Consider the following 25,631-nt stretch of genomic DNA (forward strand, 5'->3'; position numbering starts at 1 on the left):
TTGCTTGTTTTAAAAAGTAATATCGATTCCTAAAGAGAATGTTTTTAACATCGGATAACGCATTCCATTACCAGCGTTTGGTGACAATTCTGGATCTGCTCCATCAATTACTTCAGGATCCATTGTTTTTAAGACTCTAAACATGGGTGAATAGGTCCATAAGTTTTGTCCTGAAAAGAAAATTCTTAAACTCTCTATTTTATTCTTTTCTAACATCTGTTTGGGAAAGTTATATCCTATTGTTAAGTTCTTTAAGCGGATATAAGCTGCATTTTGGATATACTTGCTTTGTTGTACTTGTAGCTCACCTCTATTATTAAGTGCAACATACCCTCTCATCCTTGGAAAATAAGCATCTGGATTCTCTTCAGACCACATCATATCATTCATTTTTGTTGGATGCCAACTATATGGTCTATTGTATGCACCCCAAAATAAAGAGTTGTCTGCTCCAGGCCAAAAATCGCGTTTACCTACCCCTTGAAAAAAGGCAGATACAAAGAAATCATTCCACTCCAAATCAGTATTGAAACCGAAATTAAAACGAGGTGCTGAATTTCCAATAATTTTTCTATCTCCAGGGTTATCTAGTGTATTATCGCCTATATTAATTACTCCATCTCCATTTAAATCAGTAAATTTGATATCTCCAGGCATTAATATATTTGCTGCAGAAACACGGATATAGCTTTGATCTGCATGATTATTAATATCATTCTGATCACTAAAATAACCCGCATTTTCAAATCCCCATATTTCTCCTATCTTCATTCCGTTGTAATATGTGTCTAATGAATTTGTTGGATTATTAAATTTTGTAATCTTAGACTGATTGTCTGAAAGAATAAATCGGAACTTATAAGTCAAAGGTTTTTTAAAGTTGATTTTATCTCTCCAAGCAATCGACAACTCCCATCCTTTTGTTTCTAAATCGGCATAGTTTCCTTTAGGTTCTGTTGCTCCAAATACTTGTGGCAGAGGAGTACCTTGTGTATACATATCTGTTGTAACACGTTTATACCAATCAAAAGAAGTTGTTAATCGTCGGTTAAACCATTCTGTATCAAAACCAATATTGAATGTAGTAGCCTTCTCCCATGTTAATCCATTAGGAATTACATTTGGCTTATTTGTATACAATGGATTTTTTCCGTTTAATAAAACATTTAATTGATTAACAGACATCGTTTCTAAATACTGATAAGGAGAGATATTTCCATTTCCTAATGAACCATAAGAAGCTCTAAATTTCAACTCAGATAAAATATCTGCTAAACGGCTGTTTTGCCAAAAGTTCTCTTGTGATAAACGATACCCTACAGAAGTTGATGGAAAGAACCCCCACTGTTGATTCTGTGGGAATTTTGAAGAACCATCATATCTCCCATTTACTTCTATAAAATACTTTTCTCTGAAATTATAATTCAATCGAAAGAAAGCCCCTAAAGTCGCCCATTGATATCCTCCTCCTTTTAAAACAATATTCTCTCCAGTTGCTAAGCCAAAATCAGGTAATAAAGAATTCGTTAACTCATTACGTTCTAAAGTGCGCTTGTCTAAACGCAATTTTTCGTAATTATATCCTACTAATCCTTTCAAATAGTGACTACCGAATTGCTTTTTATATTCTGCATAAAGATTCATCCCTTTATAAGTCGTTTTCTCTTGCAACTCTTCTAACTTATTCTCTCCTCTTTCAAGCAACTCTCCTGGTTTGGTACTATATGGCACTGGAGTATATTGTTTCGTTTCTACTTCATTTAAATTCCTAAAAGTAAAATCTCCATATAGCTTCAAATCATCTTTAATTACGTCAGCAACAAAACTTGTTGTATTTCTCAATTGTTGTCTGTTTGTATCTGAATAATTTCCTCCTGAAACAAAACTACCAAATACAATTGCCGCATTGTGTGTTAAGGTTCCATCAGGATTAAACATCATCGCTACAGGGAAGGCCTCGTCTGATATTCTACGCCAAACTGGTGTATCTGAAGGGTGATTTAAGATTGGAAAAAAATAATCCATTTCAGCATATTCAAAGTTATTTTCTAACTTCAACCAACTTGTTGCTTGTAAAGACCCTTTCCCTCTTAAATTATACATATTAAATTTATCGGGGTTATATCTAAAAATACCGTCTTGAGAATTTATTCTACCTGATAAATAATAGCTTGCTTTTTCTCCTCCTCCACTGGCACTTAAATTATACTCTTGTGCTGTAATCATATCTGCATACAACTCTTTCATCCAGTCTGTATTTCCATAGTACACATATTTTCCCGTTACAGGATCAATATCTACTTTACTCAAACTTGGGTTTTCGTCGCGTTCCTTTAGTTGTTGCAAATATTCCATAGAAAAAGGAAATACGCTATTTGCTTTAGACGGATGCATTTTGTAATCATTCCAAGAATAATAAGCGTCGTCAAATTGTTTCGCCCATTGGTATCCATTAGTCACTAAATCAGGTTTGACTGTATGATCTAAAACTGAAAAAGAGGTAGAAAAGTTAATCTTTGACTTTTCATTTTTAGATGCTTTAGTGGTAATTAGAACTACTCCAAAACTTCCTCTTGCTCCATAAATAGCTGCAGAAGCAGCATCTTTAAGAACAGATACACTTTCTATATCATTGGGATTTAATAAAGAAGGATCACCAGGTACTCCATCTATTAATACCAAAGCATTCCCTCCTCCTCCAATTGAAGTTGTACCACGCACATTAAATGTTGCACTTCTGGTAGGTTTTCCATCTCCAATGATAAGGTTTAGGTTTCCTATTTCTCCTTGTAATGCTTTAGCTACGTTAGAAACAGGGCGATCTTTAAACACCTCTGCTCCTACTTGATCTACAGCTCCTGTAACATTTACTCGTTTTTGCTTTCCATATCCTACCACTACTACTTCATCTAAATTAGTTTGGTCTTCTACTAAAGCTACTTTTAAATTAGCAGCTGCTATTACTTCAACTGTTTTATATCCAATAAAAGAAATTTGTACTCTGTCTTTTCCCTCTACAGCATCCAAAGCAAAATTTCCGTCCAAATCTGTACTCACACCTTTGTCCGTTCCCTTTAATATAACTGTAGCTCCTGGGACCCCCAATCCTTGTTCGTCCATTACAATTCCTTTTATCTTTTGTGTTTTTACTTCTCCTAATTTCACAGAGATAGTTGAACCTGTAATTTGATAAGTAATTCCATATTGTTTAGACATATAATCTAAAACACCTTTTATGTCTTTAGCGTCAATATGCATATCCACTTTTTTGGTCAAAGCGGTTACTTTATCACTATAAATTAAAGTGTAATTTGATTGTTTTTTAATGGCGTTAAAAACATCTGTAATAGAAGCTTGATTCAACTGAATTGAAATCGGTGTCGCTGCTTTTTCTTGTGCATAAGTGTTTTCTGCACTTAATAAGTGTAAAAAAAGCAAAGCAGTAGCTAATGGAGTATATAATTTCTTACCTCCTTTGAATAATTTGAGATACATAATTGTTATCTTTGTTTTTTAGTTAATTGTTCTGCTGGATAATTAATTATCACTTCTAAACCTGTTCATCGCTGCCACTTTGTACAGGTTTTTTCTTTGTAGTTAATTGTAGTTGTGTTATTTCATTTCATAATATTGTGGTTAGACATAAACTATTTGAGGTGTACTATAATCTTCCCATCACTTTGCTTCTTATATTGAAGACCGTATATAAATTGCAAACTTTGAAGGATATCTTCAATTTTATCGCTTGTAAAATCACCACTAATTGTTGAAGTTGGTAAATTACTTGATGCTAACTGCAAATGCGTATTGAAACGCCTATTCAATACTGTAATTACTTCTTGGATTCCCATTTGATTAAATTTGACTTCTCCTTTATACCATTGATTAAACTGACGCTCTTGTATAGTCGCTTTCTGTAATGAACTTACTGCATCTGTCCAAGTCACTTGTTCATCTTTTGCCAAAATAACCTGTTGCTTAGTTTGTTTGTCTTCTACTTTTACTTTTCCTTCATAAACACTTACTTGTACTGTTTCGTTAGGACTATCGTTTACATTAAACTTTGTTCCTAATACTTGTGTTCTTAATTTAGGGCTAACAACCAAAAACGGAGTATCTCTTGAAGTGTGTTTTACTTCAAAAAAAGCTTCTCCTAATAATTGTACTTCACGAGAATTTCCGTTAAATGTTTTAGGGTAGATTAATTTACTATTTGAATTTAAGTGTACATAGGTAGAGTCACTTAAATAAAACTGAAGCTGTTGTCCTTTAACTGCAAATTGCTCCACATATTCTATTTCTTTTGTTGAAGGGAAAAGAAAATAATAAGATAATGATAAAACAATTGTTACTGCTGCTGCTATCTTATAGTACATTGCAAAAGGCGTTTTTTGGACTGGTTTAATGCGAAGGTTTATTCTTCTTTTCATCCTTTCACCAACAGCTGTACTTACATCTTTTGGAAGCACACCTTCCATTTGCATGCGATCAAAATACTGATTAACTAAAGATTCTTCTTCTTTATTACTATTTCCTTCTGCGTATTTTGACAATATTTTTTTAAACTGTTTTATCATTCTTAGTATGCTTTATACTATGATGTTCTTCCATTTTAAAAAACACCTATGTATCAAATCATACTTAACGATTAGATAATACAGCTAAACTTTACTTAACACATAATACTTAACAATACAGAAAAATGCATATCTGTAATATATCTTGTCTTTCCTCGCAACAGTTTTAAAGCCTTGTTCACTTGATTCTCTACTGTACTTTCAGAAATATTTAGACGAGAAGCAATCTCTTTATAAGACAACTGCTCGTAAAAACGCATTTTAAAAATAGTTAAGCATTTATCTGGTAGAAGTGAAATTGCTGTTTGATTAATCTCGTTCAATAATTGTTGTTTTACTTCTTCAAACTGTATCTCGTCAAGATCTGGAACTAAAGAAGCTATATTCTCTATTTGTACTTGATTGAAGTTTCTATTACTCAATACTTTTGCACATTGATTTCGAACAGCTTGAAAAAAATAAGCCCTTGGTAGCTCTACATTAATGGTATTCATGCGGCTCCAATAATCAATAAAAACCTCTTGTACAATATCTTCTGCTATCACTTTATCCCTTGTTACGTTAAGAGCAAAAGCATATAGCTCAGACCAATGCTTTTCATATAAAGCATCAAACACTTTCTCTTTACTTATCATTATATGTTGTTACTTTTAGTAGGTTTTCATATAGGATCAAATGTAATATTATAGCCTGTCTTCAATTTTATTAAATCGTTAAGATTACCACCTACTATTTATTTCATTTTTACTCGCTAAGTTTAATTAACAAACAATTCCTATTTCTTATTATTATAACATAATTATCACATTTACTTATTAATATTTTTTAATTAATTTTTAATTATTTATCCAGGCTCTTACTTTCTTGAAATGGAGTCATCTTGACTTTTTAGTTTTATAAAACTTTTTCAGTCCTAAAGCAATGAAGTTCCACGCCATCCAACTAGAAAGTGTGGTGTCGAACCTATTGAATAAAGAACGAAGGCTATATAACCAATAATTCGTTCTTTCAAAGGAATTCTAGCACTTTTATTGCCCAAAATGCCCATCTTAGGAAGAAATGTACAAGAATACAGCAAGCAATTTCCTAGTAGATCAACATATAATAATCTCTATAAGAAGACGTCGCATAAAACATAAAAACTCCTACCTTATAGTTATTTCTTTACACTTCCTTAATCATACACTAACATCTATTCTCACTTAAACTCTCTCTCTTTTATCAGTATATCAATACTATACCTTGTAAAACACACACAATATATCCTTATAAAAACACTACTTTTTAGAAATAATGTACTTATTACATAAAAAAGCTTAATGCTTTAGTAAAGTTAGAGAAAGAACATTACTATTATTATAAGATAATTTTGGTCTCAAAATAATATAATAATGACTAATAAAGATAGATTCGTAAACAACTTGTATACGTCTTATTGGGAGTCTCTGTATATTTATGCTAATAACCTAACTCAAAATACTGCACAGACAGAAGATATCATTCAAGAAGTATTTATTGATCTTTGGAAGAGATTTGATACCTTACATATTGAGAATTTTAAAGCCTATCTTTATACAGCTGTTAAATATAAATGTCTAGAATATTTGCGCAATAGAAAATTTACTTCTGTAGAACTAGAGACTGCTTATGAGGCATTATCAGAATTTGAATTACTTACTGTAGAGGAACAAGAACAATTTAAACTTTACCTACTAAAACAAGTCAAATCAAAAGCTACAGAAATATTACCAGAAAAATGTTTAGAAATTTTTCAGTTGAGATATTACAGTCAGAAGTCTTATTCTGAAATTGCTCAACTCCTAAACTTGTCAGAAAACACAGTTAAAAACCAATTAAACAAGGCATTATCCTTATTAAGAGCTAATCTTTCTTATTCTGTAGAAGCCTTTTTCTTCTTTCTTTTATTCGTTAAGTAATTATTACCTATACTAAGTAATCATTAAATCCAGTTTTTCGCATAGTACCATTTATAGAATAGCACACTTTATAGATATAAGCACTATTCATGGAAAACAAGATTAGAAATATTATAGATCAATATTTAAAGAAAAATTCATCTGATCAAGAAAATCAATTTTTAACTTCTTGGTTAGAAAGATTACAACAAACAGGTACATCTACCATCGCAGACAAAGAAACTGTTGAAAACAGATTACATAATAAAATAGTAGTTAGTCAGAAAGTACATACTCGACGCATGCGCTTTAGACGCACTGCTACCTGGGCTGCTTGCCTTACAATACCTTTGTTAAGTGGTGTTTTTTTATGGAATCAATATAATTCTTCTACTAATGTATATTATGCAGAAAAGACTACAAGTATCACTTTAGATGACAACACTATTATTATTCTAGAACCTGGTACTACATTAGAAATTAACGATCAATACAATACCTCTAATCGTTCAGTAAAACTAAAAGGTACTGCGTTATTTAAAGTAGCCAAAAACAGAGATCTTCCTTTCTTAGTCAAGTCTGATCACCTTAACACTACAGTTCTAGGAACAACATTTACAGTAAGTGATAAGGCTTCTAATAGCCATAAAGTTCGCGTGATAGAAGGAATAGTATCAGTAGAAAACCCTAAAGATTCTTCGTTAAGAATATTACATGCTAATGATAGTTTGGTATGGCATAATAATAGACTTGCTCATAATACTTTACTCGCTCAGACTTCATACTTTGACTTTAATAATATCTCTTTAGATAAAGCTATCAAGCAGTTGGAAGAATACTACCGTATCCATATCCACGTTGATCATCGTGTAAGTACCCAAACCATCTTACATGGACAATATCCAAAACATGAGTTGTTTGCTATTCTGAGAAGTATCTGCTTCTTAGAAGACCTTTCCTATAAAAAACAAGATAAAGAGATCTCAATTTTTAAAAAATAACTAAACATTTAAAAATCTATTATGCACTTAAACCATGAAAAAAAACTACAAAAAAATTAAGCTCCCTGTAATAGCGCTAGCTTGTCTGATATGGTCAAATATTACTCTAGGACAATCACCTTCTCAAATTAATTTAGCACTCCCTAAAAATGAATTAACAATCAATGAATTAATAAAAACAATAGAGAAACAAACTTCTATTAAGATTTACTATACTGATGAATTACCTCAGAGTATTAAGGTAAACTTTAGTAGTAAAACGCTTACTCTTCAACAAATATTAAGTTCATTACAAGCCAAAGTTAATCTATCTTATAAATTAGAGGACAATCTACTTTCTATCAAAAAAGGAAACTCTTCTATCGCTTTAAGTATGCTTAAAGGAAGAGTATTGGACAACAATGGACTTACATTACCTGGAGCAACCATAGAAAACTTAAGTAATACACAGTCTACCATTACTGACTTAGATGGAAATTTTGATATCAAAGCAAATCCAAATGACTTAATAAAAGTCTCTTTTATTGGTTTTCAAGATCAAATGGTAAAGGCTTCTTCTATAATGAATATCAAAATGAGAGAAGAAGCGTCTAATCTAGATGAGATTGTAGTAATTGGTTATGGAACAGCTAAGAAGAAAGATATTACAGGTTCAGTAGGACAGGTTAGTGGAGATGCAATAGAACAGCGAAATACAACACAGCTTTCGCAGGCTCTTCAAGGACAACTATCAGGAGTAATGGTAACACGTAACTCAAGTAAAACTGGTGCTAAAGCTAATATCAAAGTTCGTGGTGTGACTACTATAGGTAATACAGATCCATTAATTATTGTAGATGGAGTGGCACAAGATGATATGGATCAAGTAAACGCTAATGATATCGAAGAAATATCTGTCTTAAAAGATGCAGCAGCGGCTTCTATTTATGGAGCTAGAGCAGCTGCAGGAGTTATTTTAATTACAACTAAACGCGCTAAAGATAACGAATTTCACTTCTCTTATAAATCTGATTACGCCTTTGAAAAACCTACGATGATGCCTAAGTCTGTTGGTTATAAACGCTACATGGAGATGATCAATGAAATGTCTTGGAATGATGCAGGTACAGCTCCTGGAGGAGAATATGGTATCTATAGCAAACAAGACATAGACAATTGGCATCAGAATAACTTAGAGACCCCTAATAAATACCCTATTACAGACTGGCAAGATCTCTTACTAAAAGATTCTTCTGCAAAAGAAAGACACTCCTTCTCTCTTTCTGGTGGTGGTGAGCGAATTAAGACGCGTGCAAGTGTGGATTATGAGAATATCAAAGCAATTTATGATGTTGAGAATTACAAGAGGATTATGACTCGTGTAAATAACAATATCAAGGTTAATGATTTTATCTCTGGAGATATTGATTTATCATATAATACAATCCAACAGACCTCCCCTGTTAATGACCCTGTATGGGAAGCTATGCGTTATGCTCCTGTATATGCTGCTACTTGGCAAGATGGAAGAATAGCTGAGGGAAAATCAGGTTCTAATGCCTATGCTAGTTTGTATCATGGCGGAACTAAAAGACATCACTCTGATAAAATATACGGAAGAGTAGCCTTGAACTTTACGCCAATTCAAGATTTAAAAGTTTCATTAGTTTTAGCCCCACAACTAGCTTTTGATAGAAGAAAGAACTTTACAAAAAAAATAGAATATTATGATGCTGAGAACCCTGAGCGCTTCTCAGGCTATATAAATGGTCATACAAACAATACTCTAATAGAGAATAGAAACGAAAGCAAAATACTGACAAAACAAGTACTTGCTACTTACACTAAAGATCTAAAAAAACATAGTATTAATCTATTATTAGGGTATGAAGATAATTATTCTTCTATAGATAATTTAGGCGCTAAAGCGATGAATATGGAATTGCCTAATTTTCCATATTTAGACCTTGCTCCTGTAGAATTTATGACTAACTCTGGCGATAAAACAGAGACAGCTTATCAATCTCTTTTCTCTAGATTAATCTATTCATTTGACAACAAATATCATTTGCAAGCTAATATTCGTAGAGATGGTTCTTCGCGCTTTCACAAAGATCACAGATGGGGGATATTTCCTTCTTTTTCTGCAGGGTGGACAGTATCAGAAGAAAACTTCATGAAAAACCAAAATGTAATAAGCTACTTAAAACTTAGAGGTTCTTGGGGTACTCTAGGAAATGAACGAATCGGAAACTATCCATATCAATCTTCAATCAATTTTTCTAATACATTATTCTATAAAGACAACCAGATTATCTCTGCTCTAACTGCTGCTCAAACGCAATACGCTATCCAGAACATTACTTGGGAAACAACAGAATCAATTGATTTTGGTTTAGATATTAATTTCTTAAGAAATCGCCTTAGTATCACAGCTGATTATTATAAAAAGAAGACACGAGATATGCTGTTAGAGTTAGAGATTCCTGCTTTTATGGGATTTGAAAACCCTCAACAGAACGCTGGTAATATGCACACTGAAGGTTGGGACTTAGATATTAATTGGCGAGATCAGATTGGTGACCTAAAATACTCTATAGGAGCTAATCTATCAGACTCTAGAACCACTATGGGGGACTTGGGAGGACGTATCGTTATGTCTAATGGAAAAATCATAAGACAAGGAACTTCATTTAACGAATGGTACGGATATATTTCTGATGGTATATTTCAAAATAAAGAACAAATAGATAATAGCCCTAAACTATCTAATGCTGTAAAACCAGGAGATATTAAATATCTAGATATAAGTGGACCTAATGGTATTCCTGATGGAATCATATCACCAGATTACGATCGTGTGCCTTTAGGTTCATCACTACCTCGTTACATATTTGGTGGGCATATTAACCTTGATTACAAAGGAGTGGAATTAGGAATAGCTTTCCAAGGAGTTGGAAAACAAAAAAGTCTATTGACAGAAAACCAAATCAGACCTTTCCAATCTTCATGGACAAGTCCAATGCAAGAAATAGATGGTCAATATTGGAGCCCATACAATACTGTGGAACAAAATCTAAATGCTAAATATCCTAGATTATCGCATATAAGCGCAGAAAACAACAACTATAAAATGTCTGATTTCTGGTTAATTAATGGAGCTTATTTCCGTATTAAGAATATCACTTTAGCTTATAATTTCCCTAAAGATTTAGTAAACTCAATGCATTTAGACAAGCTTAAAGTATTTATTTCTCTAAACGACTATTTTACATTCAGTAATTTTCCAAAGGGATATGATCCAGAATCAGCATATAATGCATACATCGCTAAATCATTCAACTTCGGGGTATCTGTTAACTTCTAATATTATCTAAAATGAAAAAAACACTTTATATACTTAGCTTACTTATCTTTACATGCAGTTGTGCTGATTTAGATTTAAACCCTCCTTCTAGTGCTTCTTCAGAGAATTGGTATTCTGATAAAAATGAATACGAACTTTCTATTAATGATTTTTATAGAGAGTACTTATGGAATCTTGAGACAGGTTGGGCTGGTGAACGATTAACAGATAACTGGTCTCAAAGACAAGTAATGAATGAATATGCTGCTGGTACGATTAATAGTGAATGGGGTACAAGTGCTGCATTGTGGAAGAATACTTATAAGGGAATTGCTAGAGCAAATACTATATTAGAAAACTTAGCGCAAAATAGAGGTAATCTATCAGAAGTAGATAGAAAACAGTTTGAAGCTGAAGCACGTGCCTTTAGAGCTATATTCTACGGTAGATTACTATTCTTCTTTGGTGATGTTCCTTTTTATACTCAAACTCTTACGATAGAGGAAGCCTTCAAAATGGGAAGAACTGATAAAAGAATTATTTTACAAGAAGTATACAATGATTTTAACTTTGCAATCAATAACCTACCTATTAAGTACAATGGAACACAGAATTCAAGATTAACAAAAGGCGCTACATTAGCCTTTAAGGCTAAAACAGCATTAAATCTTCACGATTATGAAATAGCACGTAAGGCTGCTGAAGAGTGTATAAAACTAAATAATTATAAGCTACACAGTAATTATGGTGAATATTTCCTTTCTAAAACTAAGAATTCTTCTGAAACTGTTTTTGCTATTCCACGTTCTGCTCAACATAATTCTATATTCTCAGTTAAAAATTTCTATACTAGAAATGCTGGTGGAAGCTCTGTAGCACAACCTTCTTGGGAATTATTTGCTACTTATCTATGCACTGATGGAAAAACAATAGATCAATCCCCTCTTTTTAATCCTCGAAACCCATTTAAAAACAGAGATCCTAGATTAAAAGAAACTATAGTAGAATTTGGTACTGATCACCTTGGATATATTTATGATCCTAACCCTTACTCGACTAATGTTCTTAACACTACAACAGGTAAGCAAGTAAAAAATAAAGACACAAGATCTGTAGATACCTATGCTTCTTATAATGGATTAACACTAAAAAAAGGAGTTGATACAGACTGGTCTGATGATTCTTATTCAGATGCTGACATTGTTATTATGAGATATGCTGATGTACTACTAATTTATACAGAGGCAAAAATAGAACTAAACCAATTAGATAGCGAAATGCTTAAAGCGTTTAACCAAGTAAGAGCACGCGCTTATAATGACTCAGGTATTACTGCTCCATTACTAACTATCTCATCACAAACTGAAATGAGAAAATACCTTAGAATAGAAAGAAGAGTAGAGTTTGCTTGGGAAAATAGAAGAATTGAAGATATTATACGTTGGAAACATGCCGAAATCGCCCTAACTAGACCAAATTATGGCATGTTAGACCCTGACAAACTAAAAAAAGAAGTAGTTGATAAAGGACTATGGTTCTGGTCAGAAACACCAACCATAGATGAAAATGGATTACCTGTATTTGACCGTTTACTTAGTAAAGGAAAAATAAAAGTATTAGCTATCAGGGCTTTTGATAAGAATAAGCAATACTTATGGCCTATTCCGTCAAAAGAAATTATTATCAATTCTAACCTTACCCAAAACCCTGGTTATTAAAATGAAGTGTTTGTATAGTTTATATTTCCAAATAGGGGTGCTTTTTTTATTAGCATCCCCTATTTCTCTTGCTCAAAAATACGCGACAAAAGTAGAATTAGACGAGCCAAACTCTTGGTCTATGATTTTAATTCCTGATATTCAAAACTATTCTAAGTATAGCCAAAATCAACCTATACTAGACCTAATTAATAGATGGATAGAGGCTAATATAGATCAATTAAATATTAAAATGGTACTGTGCACTGGTGACTTAGTAGAACAAGATGATATAATTCTTCCTGGATTAAATGGAAATCTTTCTTCTAAGCAACAATGGGAGTTTATAGATAAATCCTTTACTATCTTAGATCATAAGATTCCTTATATTCTAGCAACAGGAAATCACGATTACACCATAGACTCTAAAGGAACGAGAACTACCCAATATGACAAGTACTTCCCTATAACTAAGAATTACTTAAATCAAAAACATCTTGTACAACATGGACTTAATGAGCATAACTTACCTACTCTAACGAATACCATGTATGAGTTTAAAGGAATTAACAATAAAGATTACCTGATTGTCAACTTAGAATACGCTCCACGAAACACAACTTTAAACTGGGCAAATGAAGTTTTAAAATTTAAACAATATGAAAATCATCAAATCGTCTTGTTAACACACGCCTATCTCAATCGCGATGATACAAGATTAGAAGGAGATAACAAATGGATAATCTTTGAACCTTACTTTAAGGATAAAAAAGAAAGAAAATCAGACAGAATATTACTCCCTGAATCTAATAATGGACAACAGATTTGGAATAAAATAGTAAAAGACACAAAGAATATGCAATTAGTCCTATCTGGACATATTTCGGGAGAAGGATATAGAGTAGATAAAAATAACTTTGGACAAGAAGTACACCAGATGCTCTTTGATATGCAATCTGAAGGTGGTGGTCATCAAGGTAACGGAGGAGACGGCTTTATAAGAATATTAGAATTCTATGACGACAATAGAACGATTAAGGTTAAGACCTTCTCTCCTTTATTTGGTATCTCCCCAAAAACAGCTCATTTAGCTCATAAAAGAGATGAAAGAAATCAATACCTAATTCGTTTAGATTAATCAAAATAACAACAAAAATCACCAAGACGATTCTTGGTGATTTTTTACTTATACCTCATCTTCTTAAAAACATCCTCTTAATACCCAGTCATAAGCACTCCCTGTCATTTCTGTATTACAAGTCCCAATACTATACTGTTCAGATTATCTAATATTAAATTCTGAATACTAGCCAAAGATACTTTCACTCATAAAACTCTCTTCTTTTAAACCCTCACAAAACCTCAAAATTGCGATGGTTAAAAGCGAACTTATAATTTACATAAACACTGACTGCTTTGTAATTATTGGTTTTTATTATTTGTATTTAATTAGTTCGTTATAAATCAATTATCTTAAATTATAGCACCTTGATATAACAAGTACTTATTCCTCTGATTCTTTTTCTATACACATAACTCACATACCTTTTAATTACATCCAACAAGCGTGCAAAATATCTAAAAAAAGCAACCCTCAGGTTGCTTTGCTATTTTAGTTTACTTCTACTTCTGGTCTAACACTCTTATTGACAATATAACCTATTATATAGCCAACATAATTGATAAATCCTTCTAACCTGTGATTATCCTCTACATAGATCACAGTACTATTAGAAGCATTACTCTTTACATCAAAATTACTAAAGTCAATTACCTCATCTTCTTTAGCCATAATCACTAATGCATCCTCTACATTGTTTATTTTTATTAAACTCTCTTGGAGATTCTCTGTAAACTGTAGATCAGCATTAAGGCGTTTATCATAGTCTAGCAATGGACTTGTTAGTACTAATATTGTCTTTAACCCTAGTGCTTTTCGAGCTTCTCTTACTTGGTACGCTAGATTAGCTCCTGTAGAGTCTCCTACTAAAATGATCTGTTCAATCTCTGCAGTCTGTCTTACAGCTGTTTGTAATAACAACTTAAAATCTGTGTTCTCATCCCATTCAAAAACCGCAGCCGGAAAGTCTGGCAAAGACTCTTTTATATTATAAAATTTACGTGATTCTCTGTTTGATCCATATCCATGGATGTATAGTAAAAAAAGGTTGTCCATTGTTTATTATTTGATTAATCGATAATAATCATCTATACTATCGCAGGCTAAATGTACAGTAATCCATTACATATACAATCTTTTTTTATAAAAAACATTTTAAAACACACGATAAACAACATTTTACTTAATGCACAAAGAAATATTATTCGCATTATTAACATTTCTTACTTAAATTAATTTGTATCTTGGAGGAAGATTTCTTACCCACTCAACTAACGATAATGTAACCAAAAAAACAAAACCGTTATGAAACAAGCGAATCAACAAGTGCTAAATGCATTACTATCTCCTGAGGAGTACACTCGTATTCTACAAAGTACAAAAGATACCGTTCCTGAAGATGCCTTATTTAACTTCTTACTTAAGAACAAAATCTTATATAAAGTCAATGCTAATGCTCCGCATCTAGATAGTGATGCCATCTCTTTTATCAGCCAAAGAATGAATACACTAGGTGAAGATTTCGTAATCAATGAAAAGAAATTAGACAAAAAAGTCTCTAAAGCTGTAAAAAAAGAAAAGATTGACAAGGGGGAAGCTCTTGCTTATATGATTAATCAAATCCGTAAAAAACTTCCTAAGAATTATACGGTCTGCAATCTAGAGAGAGGAGATGAAGCTTATTATATAGGAGTAATCAAGAAAAAAGAACTCAAAAAGATAAGTAAGTTGAACCTTGACTTTGGGGTATTCCATAAATTTATAACAACACCTGATCAAGAGCCCTTCTATGTTATAGAATGCTCATGTGGTACTACTTATATATGGGAAACTCAAGAAGAAGATGTAGATCCTAGCAAAGGCCTTTGCCATAACTGTGGTAAATCATTTGCAGATCAAAATACACATCTTAACAATGAAATAAAAGAATAAATATTTCTAGGTATTGTCTATCTTTACTTTATGATTAATGTTATTTAGAAATGATTAAATTCAGTAGATTATTTATTTCTATATTATCACTAGGCCTTCTTACTATTAGTTGTAGTAGTGATGATTATATCAAAATCACTCCACCTGTAGAAGAGGAAATTATTGATCTAACAGAGCCTCATACCTATAGTTTTAGCTCTGTATTTATAGAACAACAGAGTACCTTCATAGATAAAGCAATTAACAATCAAGGGACAACAGCCTTAGACCAAGATTGGGAAAAGGAAATAGAAGCTATCCGACCTATATCCATGACATTAGATGGAGAGCGCCTACGTGTAATACTAAACAATGGAAAAGATACAAACTATGTAATCAAACTGATAGATCATACTATTCACTTTATCAGAGGTGATGGCGTTCTTCTACCAGCTGCAACGCTTGCAAAGGATAATAAAAGCATCACACTATATTCTTCTTTCTATCAAATAGATGGATTAGACAAGGTTTCATTAATGACACAAAAAGAAGAAATACACGACTATCAAGCAATCGATTTATTGTCCTTTACCAAACAATTCGATCATCTAAAAGATATTAAAGGAAAGTATTTACGCATTTCTCTTGAATATAAAATAGTACAAGGAGCTCCATGAGCTCCTTTTTTATTACTTTTTTACTATTTTTCAAAAGACATGTTTTGACATAATTATCAGTACTTATATCAACATCAACTAAATAGTATTATGCATCCTTCTACATAAGCTACTTTACAGTATAAATCACATAATAGAGGATATTTAACATTGTTAATTTTAACAAAAAAACATATCTTACACCTTGTAACAAACACGAATTGATATGATACGTACCACTGTAAAACTTTTTACCCTATGTCTAGCCATAGGAGTTATCACTGCTTCTTGTAGTAGTGATGACAGCAGCCCAGTAAAGCCACCTATTGTTGATCCAGAAAAACCGGAGCCTGCCACGGCAATTATTTTTGATTTTAGTACTCAGAATGTTATTAAGCAAGTATCTTTTAAAGACAATGCGACTACAGATCTAGGAACTACTGTCTCTAAAGAATGGAAACCTACTCTAGCCTACTTAAAACCTATCCAACTAACCTTAGATAAAGAAAAGTTAGTGGTTACTTATAACGAAAGTAAAATAAAAGAATATACTGTTAAGATACAGAATAACAATATCGTGATTCAAGCGACTAAAGACTATCCATCTTATACTTTCGCTAAAATATCAGAGGACAAAAAGAGTTTATCCATATACTCTTCATTCTTCCGTATTAAAGGAGCACATAAAACATTAAATGTAAACAACGTAGCTTCTCTTCAAGAATACGGAGAAGTAGACTACACTACATTCAAAAAGAGATATGATCACTTAAAGAATACTAGTGGTAAATATTTAGAAATTGCCTTCGAATACAAATCAAAAAACTAAGACATCATGAAAAAAATACTTTATACTCTAGTTGCCTTAGCTTTTAGTAGTGCAACTTTCGCTCAGTCCCACTATATTACAAAATCAGATGAGTTCTATCAAGGTGCCATCTTCAGTGAAAATTCATTAACAAGTTCAGAAGTAAAAAAAATAGCTATTACTGATAAGGCTTTAGTTATTGTTCCTTCTGTTGCTATCAAAAGTTTTGAGATAACAGATACCTCAAAAGAAAGTTGGCTAAAAAAACTAGAAGAATTATATCCTCTTATAGCACAACAACAACAAAACGTCTCTTTTAGTTTTAACACTCCATCAGAAGTTGATCTAAAAGTTTTAGATAAATATTACAATACTTATGATGCTGCTAAGCATTATTATGGTATAGAGAAAAGCTCTAAAAAAATTTACAGAAGTATAGGAGAAAGAATAACTTATTCCCTAGATATGGATATTCCAGGATCTTATATCACCGACGAAAAATATAATGAAATAAAAAACCAATCTCCTATTTTAATTGCTAGTACTTATTTTGGAAGAAGAGCGGATTTACTTATTGAGTCAGCGCAACAAGGTAACAATATAAGAACAGCATTTAATATATATAAAGATAAAGATACAAACCGATATAATGAAGCTAAGGAAATATTAGCTGATGCATCTGTACATGTTCTTTTCTTTGGTAAAAATTCTATTGACACTTCTGATTTAAATAATGAAGAACTAATATTAGCATATTTAGAGTTTCTTACAACTCCTCTAACTAAAGATGACTACATATATCCTATTAAATACGAGGCAATACACTTAAAAGACAATTCTCTATTTACTAGCGAATTAATGAAGTAATACGTATGTTCAAATAAAAACAGAAAAGGAGCTCCATGAGCTCCTTTATTTATAACATCAAAAAAGCAAGTAGACCATCAGCCTACTTGCTCATATAATATAAAATGCAATTATAACCTTTATATACTCTAATATACCAAAGTATATACACTAGGCTAACTCTTTATAATCAATTACTTTGTTATCTCTTTTACGATATCTCTTACCTCCATCACTCCAGTGTGTTTCCACAATATCTCTCCTGCTTGATTTACAAGTAGCATAGTAGGAATCGCTCGTATGTGAAACTGAGCAGATATCTCCTGATGCTGATCTACATCTATACGTTGCAAATAGACATGCTCTGTAATCTCTCCTACAGATTCATCTATTATCCTAGTCAACATCTTACAAGGTCCACACCATTCTGCAAAAAACTGTAACAATACTGGTTTATCTGTTTCTTTTAAAATCTCATTTAACTTCATTTCTTCTTTTTTTAATTCATTTGACTAAAGTAAAATTAGAGATGATTCTATCAGAAAGTCAGATACGAATGGGAGGTTAAACAGTACAAAGCACATTATATTGTTTTTTTTCTTAATTTACATACCTAATAACCTAACTAACAGACCTTGGAAGAAAATACCACTACTCCTATTTGGCTACCTAAGCCTGAAGGATTCGAAGACTATACCATAGAGAAGAAGACCATTGATCTAGGAAAAGCAAATGGGTATGCACTACTGAGCTTTATCCCTATTGCAATAGTTAATTTTGCTGTATACTATCTCGTTTGGGGAGAAATAATTAATATTTATAATCTAAAAGGACTACATCCATTACTAGTCATGGGCTATTGCTTCTTATACATAGTCGTTATGACTCTCGGAATCGTAGTACATGAGCTTATACATGGAGCTACATGGGCTATATATGCAAAGAAAGGGTTTAAGTCTATAAAGTTTGGTATTCTAAAAGAATATCTCACTCCCTACTGTCATTGTAAAGAACCACTTAAAGTCAGAGCCTATAGTATAGGCGCAATCATGCCAGCTATTATACTCGGTTTTATCCCTTCTATACTCGCTATATGGACAGGTAGCTTAGAAGTGCTATTATTCGGCATATTTTTTACTGTATCAGCTATGGGAGACTTTATGATTATTTACCTCATCCATAAAGAAGACAAACATACATGGGTACAAGATCACCCTTCAGAAGCGGCATACTACTTACTAAAACCATAACTAAACAAAAAGACAGCCTATAAGCTGTCTTTTTATATACTATCTGTCTTTTAAGGTATTAATACGGCTCTACCTTTCAGCTCTCCTTTTCTCATTTTATCATATACCTCTAGAGCCTGATCCAAAGGAAACTTCTCTACTTCGATATGGATATGCCCTTGTCTAGCTAGTTCTATAACTTCCATTAGTTCTACCTCAGATCCCCAATACGGTATAGATACATTCACCCCAAAAGGAACTCTTCCAAAGCCAAAAGGATAGTTACCTCCTGACAGTCCTATGATGGTAAGGTCTGCATTTAATCCCACTACTTTTGCTCCTAATTCGATAGTAGAGGTCGCTCCTACAAAGTCAAGTACAGCTATAGCTTTCTTCGCACCTGTTATCTTTACGATTTGCTCTGCAGCATCCTTATCTGCTGAATTAACAGTATAGGTAGCTCCCATTTTCTTAGCGAAATCTAATTTGTCTTGAGTAATATCACATGCAATAATAGTAGCGCTACTAATGGCCTTTAATATCTGTAAGGCAGTATGTCCTAAGCCTCCAATACCGATAACAACTACATAAGAGTCTGGAGACAGTTTATGCAACGATCGCTTAATCGCAGAATATGGCGTTAAAGCAGCATCTGTAATAGGCGCTGCTATAGTAGGGTCTAAGTCCCCTATCGGAACTAATAAACGAGAAGAAGGTACTAGCATATACTCTGCCATCCCTCCATCTAATCCTAATCCTCCTCCTGCAGCCTGACTCGCATGGTTATCACAGTAGTTCTCAGAAGATTGTTTGCATGGCTTACAATGCCCACATCCCCAAGGACCATAGACCACTACGGCATCTCCTTTTTTAAATCCTTTTACACTTTCACCCATTGCCTCTACATAACCAGCATTCTCATGACCTAAGGTAAAAGGTCCTGGTACGATACCGTCATCTATCACATGCAAATCTGAATGACAGACTCCAGCCCCCGCTACTTTAATTAATACTTGCTCTCCTGTAGGTACAGGAATAGGCATATCATCAACGATTTTCACATCGTGTAGTCCTAAAAAACGTACTGCTTTCATTTTCATAATTATGGTTTTAAGTATACTCACTAAATTACAAAAATGGATTAAAAGAGTCAGTTTATATCCGTTCTCTATACATTACACAAGTAATCTATCAATATGCTTATTAATTCACAGCACAACTACACAATACGCAATACATTAATAGAAATCATAATAGATGCTCCAACCCTTTGATTGTTTATTATAAGCAAACATAAAACTTCCATTATCTACTACATTCAAATTCACTTTTTCATTAGTCGAGATTTGGAATACAAATTCGTATCCCTCTCCATACCCCTGATCTACTCCGATACCCGACTGACAGTAAGAAGGATACCCTCCTAACTTAGTATCATAACAATGTGCGTCAAACACGTCGTAGTAGCTCTCCATAACCCCTTCATCCTCCATCTCACAGATTCGATTCTCTTGTTCTAAGGTTAATCCTCCTCCGTCCCAGATAGGATAATCTACCTGTTCTAATCGAGGTTTTAAAGGAAATGGATGTAAAATAGAATCCTTATTAGTCAATTCCTTCTGAACAACACCTTCTAAGGAATCATAAGTTCTGATCACCCATTTATTTCCCATTGGTTCTAATTGTTCAGGAAATTCATAAGACATAAATACAGTCAGTAATACAATCCCCTCTAAAGCCTTGGGTACAAAAGGCAGAGTAGGTAAATACAATTGTAGCAAAGGAATCATCTCTCTCCCTTGATCATCTAGTGGTATTCCCTCTTCTTCTTTATATGCCGTAACACGAGCAATCCATGATTCTTCAATGGTATTTAACGGACGAAAACCTCCTACTTCAAAGGCTGTAACAGTGCGTCCTATCTCTTGTTTTAGTTGTTCTATTGTTTTCATAATCTTAAGAATAAGTATTAAGGCAAATGACGGTTTCCTCTTTTTCATTATAATAAAGTACACAGTCATTGCCATCTGTAAAGAACTCACATCCTATTGTCATCCCTATAGGGAGATAATTTTTTGATATTAAAGAAGCTGGAGCTATCTCACTTAGTTCGTTATAGCGCAAGGTAGTATCAAAATCTTCGTCTCCCACTTTATACACATAAGGGCTAGGATCTGCCTTGCCAAAACCATCTATTAATTGTCTATATTTAGCAAATTGTCCTGTTTTCTGAAAAACTAATTTGTTTAAAGAATAGGCATAGAAGAACTCTATATAGGTATCTAGATCTAGCTCATCATCAGCTAAATCAGCCACTAAAGGCATTACCCTCTCAGTATAGTCTCCTAAAGACATCTTTGCTTTAAAATAATAGTCTGCATTTGTCCAGAACTCTTCTTCTAATACAGAAGATACCGCCTGAGCCACTTTATGTCCTTTATATAGGGTGATATCTCCACTAAATACATATTTACCTTCCCTTAGTGAGAAACAAAAATGATCAAATGAGTTCTGATCAGAATTTCTTTCATCATTTGTCCAGATACCATTATGAGAGACAAAGTGTACATTCTTACCAGAAGCTAGTTCCACTGTACACAGCGGATAGAAGATTCCCCTTACTGTATCATCTATAAAAACCTCTTCAAATTTAGGGTATAACACGATTTCCATTGACTTTCTTTTTTCTATAATAAAACACGAAAATACATTTTTAAATCTGCTTTCACCTTAATAAAAACAGCTATTTTATAGAAGTACTACCACAGTAGTACACCAATCTAACTAATTCTCAAGGAGGTACTTTCTTCTTAAAAAAACACAATACAGTTAGTGGATATCAAAGAAACTGTACAGTTATAGTAAGACGAGATAGAATAAGTCCGTTATGAGTCTGTAATGAGTCCGTTATTTTAGACAAAAAAACGGACTCACTACGAAATGATATTACAACTACTTTACGCTCATCCAAAACAAAAGATCAACTATATACAAGTATCACAAGATTATAATGCTTGTAGATAGTCTATGATATATAAAGTAAAAGCCGTGGTCTTAAAATAAGGCTACGGCTTTTATGCGAACTAACAATAAACTTTCTTTTATTTTTTAACATTTAAAGATGCATTATTATTACTTTTTATTTAAAAACCATTTTATAGCTTTAGCTTCTTCTGTTTTTATAAAACTATCCTTTCCTTCATTATAATGATTACCATCTCTCCACTCCTTTGTACTTAGTTTTTCTTTTAATTCTTGATACACCTGTTTTACAGCAGGATGTGCTCTTAAGTAATCTCTAAAAGCGATATGACGTGTCCAATTCATATTATCCACTGCAATAGCATGTATATTCGCTACTCTTATATCGTGATTATGCAGTCCTTCAGGCACTTGTTCTCCTATACCTATCTCAGTAGGAAATCCATATACACTAGGCTCTTGATCTAGTTTAACGAAAAAACGTCTGTAAGGCATGTCTTCATTGTATAGTTCATAATAGATATATCCTTTTGCCGTCATAAGACTTGGCAGTTTATCTAGATCTTGTTCTGATTTTAATCCTATCATAATATCGATAATAGGCTTAGCAGATAACCCCTCTACAGAAGTACTCCCGATATGCTCTATCTGTAGCTCTAGATGACTTAACACAGGTGTTAATTCTCTTTTTATCAGGTCAAACTTTTCTCTCCACTGAGGATTGTATTTCTCAAAAGCTACTTTCATGGTTCTACGACATATTGGGTTCTATTCAATACAAAGATACTCTTCACTCCTTAAGACACTTTAATCTAAAGCTAAAAAAAGCACCAATAAACAATATTGGTGCTTCAACTATCTTATTTGGAGTATGGAAATGAGACATTCATCTTCTCATAAGGAATGTACTTTGCGAGTATCTCTTTATACTCTGTATAGGTCAATAATCCTCTATACTTATCATTGGTATCTTCTAATCTATAATCGATGATAGGACGTTCTATTAACTCCTGTAAAAGAGCTACTTTATCATCCGATAGATACTGTAGATGTGTCTTTAGAGTAGCCCTAAGGTTCTCTATAAACTCTTCGTCAGACTGATTGTTATAAGTATCTAGCTGACTCATATCCATCACGATGCGTTTAAAGATAAAGTCTCTTAAATTCTTTGCTTCATAAGTAGCTTCTATATCATCATGCCATAGGTACACAATAGGATAATCACCATCTACCTCTTCACTCATAAAAAAACAATACATATCCCCTGCTCCATTCTTAGCAAATGAAACAAAATTGTACTCTTGTTTAATCTCCATATAATTATCCGGATCTCTTAGCCAGGCTATATCTTTGTCAACATCCTTTAAAGGCGTTAATTCAAAATCATCACTAAATAACAATAAGGGGGGATTATCTTTTAACTTCGGAAATGTCGTAGCATACCACATCTGGCTGTACTCTCCTACTTCTAACATATTATCCTGTTCTAACTGTTTATAAAGCTCAGGATAAACGATATTATATTTATGTTCTAATTCTGCTATAGTCATAACTATTCTTTTTAAAAGTCTCTATATTGGTCAAACCACTTATTAGCTTCTTCTTCCGCTATTACTAAGATACTAAAAGAAACTAATTGCATGATTGCTTCCCAAGTATCCTCTCTCTCTGTAGTCTCGATATTGGGTAAATCATTTACAATCTCTACTAAAACTCTGATTGATTCCTTGACCTCCTCTTTCGTTTTAGCTTTCTTAATTACCTTTAGAACCTCTTTATACGCTTTTACAGCCACTTTATTGTTCTTCCCTACCCAAGAACCAAATGGGATACTAAACTCTGTAACAAACCACTCGGGCTTCTTTAAATTAGAAACAGAAGCGTACTTAAAGGTTCTCTCCTTCTCTAGCTCAGTTAATTGTTTCTTGAGTTGTTTTCCTATTCTATCTTCTATATTCCAACCAATAAAGTAATCTAGATTAGCCCAACTATTTAATGCTGGGATACCTTCTAAGGTAGGCGCGTATCTCAACTCTAGTCTCTCTAATCCCTTCAATTGACTTAAGACATCTAGATTACATAAGTGCCCAGATAGCGCTACTGCTGTTAGATTCGAAAACTGTAATAAACTACTACAATCAAAAGGTTGCCCATTTACTTTAGTATGAATATTGATTTCCTTGATATGAGCTGTCGTTTTAAGTACTTGTAATCTCAAGGGAGATACAATATCATTAGCAAACGAAAAAGACAAAGCTTCTAAGTGCTCATAGTTCTCTAGGGTTAGGTTATTTACCTTTGCTCTAATAGAGATGTCTTTGACTCCCTTGCCTAATATTAAGCGAATAGGATGATCAATAGTCACTACTAATCTTCTAATAGCTGCCTGACTAAAATCAGCCTCTGTACAATCTAGTGGTACCCAATCTAGCTGTTCCATCTCCCGAGTAGCGCTCCACTGGATAAATGACGTATCATCTCCGTGGTACTCCATCACACGAGGCCAATTGCCCCCTGCAGGAACTTGAAACTCATTAAATACGTCCCAATTAATAACATCTTCTCTCTCTACTAAAGCATCACATTTAGACCTTGTAATTCCCTTAGTTCCTATTGTAAAACGACCTTGTCCTGCTGTTATCTTTACTTTGTGACTATTCTCTTTAGTCAGTGATAAGTAAAATGGTTTATCTCTTTCCATATTTTCTTATTTAAACCACACTTCATATCCAAATCGACAAATAGCGATAAACATGATAAATAAGAAGATATATCTCACCCATATTTGTCCTTTTAAAATAGCCATCTTCGCTCCAAAATATCCTCCTAAACCGTTACAAACAGCCATGGGGATAGCAACCTTCCATATAATAGCACCTTTTAATAAAAATAAGCAGATACTACCAAAATTAGTCACTAAGTTAATCAGTTTTGCATAAGCAGATGCTTTAAAAAAGTCAAAACCTATTAAAAAGACAAAGCCCATAATAAAGAAAGTACCTGTAGCTGGCCCAATAAAACCATCGTAAAAACCTACTACTACCGAAATGATAACTCCCCAGGTGTACTTCTGTCTATCTGTGATATTAGTAATCGCTTTTCTAGAGAAGTCCTTTTTAATATAAGTGAATATCCATAGGGCTATTAAGATGATAAATAACAAAGGCTTCATAAAGTCATTATTCACTATCGTCAAAACATAAGAGCCTGCAAAAGCACTCCCAAATGATATCAATGCCAATAGGCCAAAGTACATCCAATTTATCTTAGTCTGCTTTAGATATTGTCTAACAGCTATAGCCGTTCCCGAAAAAGCAGGAATCTTAAGAGTACCTATTACTGTTGACACGGGTATTTGAGGTAATAAGGCAAGGCCTAGTGGTGTTTGTATTAGTCCCCCTCCTCCTGCAATGGCATCTATAAACCCTGCACAGAAAGCAACTATTCCTAAATACAATAAGATATCTAATTCCATTTGTGTTTTATAAGTACACAAATGTAAAAGTATTACTTTATCTTCTAAAGTGTATTTTCCTTTTTTATCGCATGAGTTCTAATAAATA

The 25,631-nt window shown here is 33.1% G+C and carries 22 protein-coding genes and 1 pseudogene; 10 read left to right on the forward strand and 13 right to left on the reverse strand.

Annotation, left to right across the window (positions count from 1 at the left end; genetic code table 11):
* Positions 1-9: 9 nt before the first annotated feature.
* The 4 genes and pseudogenes from HX049_RS12640 to HX049_RS18505 all read right to left on the reverse strand — a co-directional run.
* The gene (locus HX049_RS12640; protein ID WP_286416248.1) at positions 10-3,495 is read right to left on the reverse strand and encodes a TonB-dependent receptor; all 3,486 of its coding nucleotides are present in this window, start codon (positions 3,493-3,495) and stop codon (positions 10-12) included.
* Positions 3,496-3,647: 152 nt separating this feature from the next.
* Positions 3,648-4,577: a FecR family protein gene (locus HX049_RS12645; protein ID WP_286416250.1), complete on the reverse strand. Its 930-nt coding sequence runs from the start codon at positions 4,575-4,577 to the stop codon at positions 3,648-3,650.
* 95 nt (positions 4,578-4,672) lie between these two features.
* Positions 4,673-5,212 (reverse strand): RNA polymerase sigma-70 factor, encoded by a 540-nt coding sequence (locus tag HX049_RS12650; RefSeq protein ID WP_286416252.1) that lies wholly within the window; start codon positions 5,210-5,212, stop codon positions 4,673-4,675.
* 240 nt (positions 5,213-5,452) lie between these two features.
* A pseudogene (locus HX049_RS18505) lies at positions 5,453-5,593 on the reverse strand (IS5/IS1182 family transposase); the annotation flags it as partial.
* A gap of 375 nt (positions 5,594-5,968) precedes the next feature.
* On the opposite strand from HX049_RS18505, the gene HX049_RS12655 reads away from it, so the two are divergent.
* From HX049_RS12655 to HX049_RS12675, 5 genes are all read left to right on the forward strand, one after another.
* Positions 5,969-6,514 carry an RNA polymerase sigma factor gene (locus HX049_RS12655; protein ID WP_286416254.1) on the forward strand — a complete coding sequence of 182 codons (546 nt, stop codon included), beginning with the start codon at positions 5,969-5,971 and terminating at the stop codon, positions 6,512-6,514.
* Positions 6,515-6,603: 89 nt separating this feature from the next.
* On the forward strand, positions 6,604-7,494 hold the full coding sequence (locus HX049_RS12660; RefSeq protein ID WP_286416257.1) for a FecR family protein: 891 nt from the start codon (positions 6,604-6,606) through the stop codon (positions 7,492-7,494).
* Between the two features lie 34 nt (positions 7,495-7,528).
* On the forward strand, positions 7,529-10,840 hold the full coding sequence (locus HX049_RS12665) for a SusC/RagA family TonB-linked outer membrane protein (protein ID WP_286416259.1): 3,312 nt from the start codon (positions 7,529-7,531) through the stop codon (positions 10,838-10,840).
* Between the two features lie 11 nt (positions 10,841-10,851).
* Positions 10,852-12,537, forward strand: a complete 1,686-nt coding sequence (locus HX049_RS12670) for a RagB/SusD family nutrient uptake outer membrane protein (RefSeq protein WP_286416260.1) — start codon at positions 10,852-10,854, stop codon at positions 12,535-12,537.
* Between the two features lies 1 nt (position 12,538).
* Positions 12,539-13,654, forward strand: a complete 1,116-nt coding sequence (locus HX049_RS12675) for a metallophosphoesterase (protein WP_286416262.1) — start codon at positions 12,539-12,541, stop codon at positions 13,652-13,654.
* Between the two features lie 474 nt (positions 13,655-14,128).
* On the opposite strand, the gene HX049_RS12680 is transcribed toward HX049_RS12675, so the two are convergent.
* Positions 14,129-14,692 carry a YqiA/YcfP family alpha/beta fold hydrolase gene (locus HX049_RS12680; RefSeq protein ID WP_286416264.1) on the reverse strand — a complete coding sequence of 188 codons (564 nt, stop codon included), beginning with the start codon at positions 14,690-14,692 and terminating at the stop codon, positions 14,129-14,131.
* Positions 14,693-14,941: 249 nt separating this feature from the next.
* Between HX049_RS12680 and HX049_RS12685 the strand changes: the two genes are divergently transcribed.
* The 4 genes from HX049_RS12685 (at position 14,942) to HX049_RS12700 (ending at position 17,878) form a co-directional block, all read left to right on the forward strand.
* A complete protein-coding gene (locus HX049_RS12685; protein ID WP_286416265.1) occupies positions 14,942-15,568 on the forward strand; it encodes a hypothetical protein in 627 nt (208 codons plus the stop codon).
* 50 nt (positions 15,569-15,618) lie between these two features.
* Positions 15,619-16,224, forward strand: a complete 606-nt coding sequence (locus HX049_RS12690; RefSeq protein ID WP_286416266.1) for a hypothetical protein — start codon at positions 15,619-15,621, stop codon at positions 16,222-16,224.
* A 205-nt stretch (positions 16,225-16,429) separates the two neighbouring features.
* Positions 16,430-17,032 carry a hypothetical protein gene (locus HX049_RS12695; RefSeq protein WP_286416268.1) on the forward strand — a complete coding sequence of 201 codons (603 nt, stop codon included), beginning with the start codon at positions 16,430-16,432 and terminating at the stop codon, positions 17,030-17,032.
* A 6-nt stretch (positions 17,033-17,038) separates the two neighbouring features.
* Positions 17,039-17,878 carry a hypothetical protein gene (locus tag HX049_RS12700; protein ID WP_286416269.1) on the forward strand — a complete coding sequence of 280 codons (840 nt, stop codon included), beginning with the start codon at positions 17,039-17,041 and terminating at the stop codon, positions 17,876-17,878.
* A 173-nt stretch (positions 17,879-18,051) separates the two neighbouring features.
* On the opposite strand, the gene HX049_RS12705 is transcribed toward HX049_RS12700, so the two are convergent.
* Complete coding sequence (locus HX049_RS12705) at positions 18,052-18,345, reverse strand: thioredoxin family protein (protein ID WP_286416271.1); 294 nt, start codon at positions 18,343-18,345, stop codon at positions 18,052-18,054.
* Between the two features lie 147 nt (positions 18,346-18,492).
* On the opposite strand from HX049_RS12705, the gene HX049_RS12710 reads away from it, so the two are divergent.
* The gene (locus HX049_RS12710) at positions 18,493-19,107 is read left to right on the forward strand and encodes a DUF3267 domain-containing protein (RefSeq protein WP_286416273.1); all 615 of its coding nucleotides are present in this window, start codon (positions 18,493-18,495) and stop codon (positions 19,105-19,107) included.
* A 50-nt stretch (positions 19,108-19,157) separates the two neighbouring features.
* On the opposite strand, the gene HX049_RS12715 is transcribed toward HX049_RS12710, so the two are convergent.
* The 7 genes from HX049_RS12715 to HX049_RS12745 all read right to left on the reverse strand — a co-directional run bounded on the left by HX049_RS12715 (position 19,158) and on the right by HX049_RS12745 (position 25,543).
* Complete coding sequence (locus tag HX049_RS12715) at positions 19,158-20,186, reverse strand: NAD(P)-dependent alcohol dehydrogenase (RefSeq protein ID WP_286416276.1); 1,029 nt, start codon at positions 20,184-20,186, stop codon at positions 19,158-19,160.
* 138 nt (positions 20,187-20,324) lie between these two features.
* Positions 20,325-21,038: a DUF1963 domain-containing protein gene (locus HX049_RS12720; RefSeq protein WP_286416277.1), complete on the reverse strand. Its 714-nt coding sequence runs from the start codon at positions 21,036-21,038 to the stop codon at positions 20,325-20,327.
* Positions 21,039-21,042: 4 nt separating this feature from the next.
* Entirely contained in the window at positions 21,043-21,759 is a 717-nt protein-coding gene (locus HX049_RS12725; protein WP_286416278.1) for a hypothetical protein, read from the reverse strand.
* 459 nt (positions 21,760-22,218) lie between these two features.
* Positions 22,219-22,815 carry a GrpB family protein gene (locus tag HX049_RS12730; RefSeq protein WP_286416280.1) on the reverse strand — a complete coding sequence of 199 codons (597 nt, stop codon included), beginning with the start codon at positions 22,813-22,815 and terminating at the stop codon, positions 22,219-22,221.
* 113 nt (positions 22,816-22,928) lie between these two features.
* Positions 22,929-23,618 (reverse strand): SMI1/KNR4 family protein, encoded by a 690-nt coding sequence (locus HX049_RS12735; RefSeq protein ID WP_286416282.1) that lies wholly within the window; start codon positions 23,616-23,618, stop codon positions 22,929-22,931.
* Between the two features lie 11 nt (positions 23,619-23,629).
* The gene (locus HX049_RS12740; RefSeq protein WP_286416283.1) at positions 23,630-24,769 is read right to left on the reverse strand and encodes a hypothetical protein; all 1,140 of its coding nucleotides are present in this window, start codon (positions 24,767-24,769) and stop codon (positions 23,630-23,632) included.
* 6 nt (positions 24,770-24,775) lie between these two features.
* Positions 24,776-25,543 (reverse strand): sulfite exporter TauE/SafE family protein, encoded by a 768-nt coding sequence (locus tag HX049_RS12745; protein ID WP_286416285.1) that lies wholly within the window; start codon positions 25,541-25,543, stop codon positions 24,776-24,778.
* Between the last annotated feature and the right edge of the window lie 88 nt (positions 25,544-25,631).

This window comes from Myroides odoratimimus (assembly GCF_030326305.1).
Classification (GTDB): Bacteria; Bacteroidota; Bacteroidia; order Flavobacteriales; family Flavobacteriaceae; genus Flavobacterium; species Flavobacterium odoratimimum_A.

Bases quoted from the DNA above. Each gene is read 5' to 3' on its own strand.
- HX049_RS12640 (WP_286416248.1), bottom strand. From the start codon at position 3,495: ATGTATCTCAAATTATTCAAAGGAGGTAAGAAATTATATACTCCATTA.
- HX049_RS12645 (WP_286416250.1), bottom strand. From the start codon at position 4,577: ATGATAAAACAGTTTAAAAAAATATTGTCAAAATACGCAGAAGGAAAT.
- HX049_RS12650 (WP_286416252.1), bottom strand. From the start codon at position 5,212: ATGATAAGTAAAGAGAAAGTGTTTGATGCTTTATATGAAAAGCATTGG.
- HX049_RS12655 (WP_286416254.1), top strand. From the start codon at position 5,969: ATGACTAATAAAGATAGATTCGTAAACAACTTGTATACGTCTTATTGG.
- HX049_RS12660 (WP_286416257.1), top strand. From the start codon at position 6,604: ATGGAAAACAAGATTAGAAATATTATAGATCAATATTTAAAGAAAAAT.
- HX049_RS12665 (WP_286416259.1), top strand. From the start codon at position 7,529: ATGAAAAAAAACTACAAAAAAATTAAGCTCCCTGTAATAGCGCTAGCT.
- HX049_RS12670 (WP_286416260.1), top strand. From the start codon at position 10,852: ATGAAAAAAACACTTTATATACTTAGCTTACTTATCTTTACATGCAGT.
- HX049_RS12675 (WP_286416262.1), top strand. From the start codon at position 12,539: ATGAAGTGTTTGTATAGTTTATATTTCCAAATAGGGGTGCTTTTTTTA.
- HX049_RS12680 (WP_286416264.1), bottom strand. From the start codon at position 14,692: ATGGACAACCTTTTTTTACTATACATCCATGGATATGGATCAAACAGA.
- HX049_RS12685 (WP_286416265.1), top strand. From the start codon at position 14,942: ATGAAACAAGCGAATCAACAAGTGCTAAATGCATTACTATCTCCTGAG.
- HX049_RS12690 (WP_286416266.1), top strand. From the start codon at position 15,619: ATGATTAAATTCAGTAGATTATTTATTTCTATATTATCACTAGGCCTT.
- HX049_RS12695 (WP_286416268.1), top strand. From the start codon at position 16,430: ATGATACGTACCACTGTAAAACTTTTTACCCTATGTCTAGCCATAGGA.
- HX049_RS12700 (WP_286416269.1), top strand. From the start codon at position 17,039: ATGAAAAAAATACTTTATACTCTAGTTGCCTTAGCTTTTAGTAGTGCA.
- HX049_RS12705 (WP_286416271.1), bottom strand. From the start codon at position 18,345: ATGAAGTTAAATGAGATTTTAAAAGAAACAGATAAACCAGTATTGTTA.
- HX049_RS12715 (WP_286416276.1), bottom strand. From the start codon at position 20,186: ATGAAAATGAAAGCAGTACGTTTTTTAGGACTACACGATGTGAAAATC.
- HX049_RS12720 (WP_286416277.1), bottom strand. From the start codon at position 21,038: ATGAAAACAATAGAACAACTAAAACAAGAGATAGGACGCACTGTTACA.
- HX049_RS12725 (WP_286416278.1), bottom strand. From the start codon at position 21,759: ATGGAAATCGTGTTATACCCTAAATTTGAAGAGGTTTTTATAGATGAT.
- HX049_RS12730 (WP_286416280.1), bottom strand. From the start codon at position 22,815: ATGAAAGTAGCTTTTGAGAAATACAATCCTCAGTGGAGAGAAAAGTTT.
- HX049_RS12735 (WP_286416282.1), bottom strand. From the start codon at position 23,618: ATGACTATAGCAGAATTAGAACATAAATATAATATCGTTTATCCTGAG.
- HX049_RS12740 (WP_286416283.1), bottom strand. From the start codon at position 24,769: ATGGAAAGAGATAAACCATTTTACTTATCACTGACTAAAGAGAATAGT.
- HX049_RS12745 (WP_286416285.1), bottom strand. From the start codon at position 25,543: ATGGAATTAGATATCTTATTGTATTTAGGAATAGTTGCTTTCTGTGCA.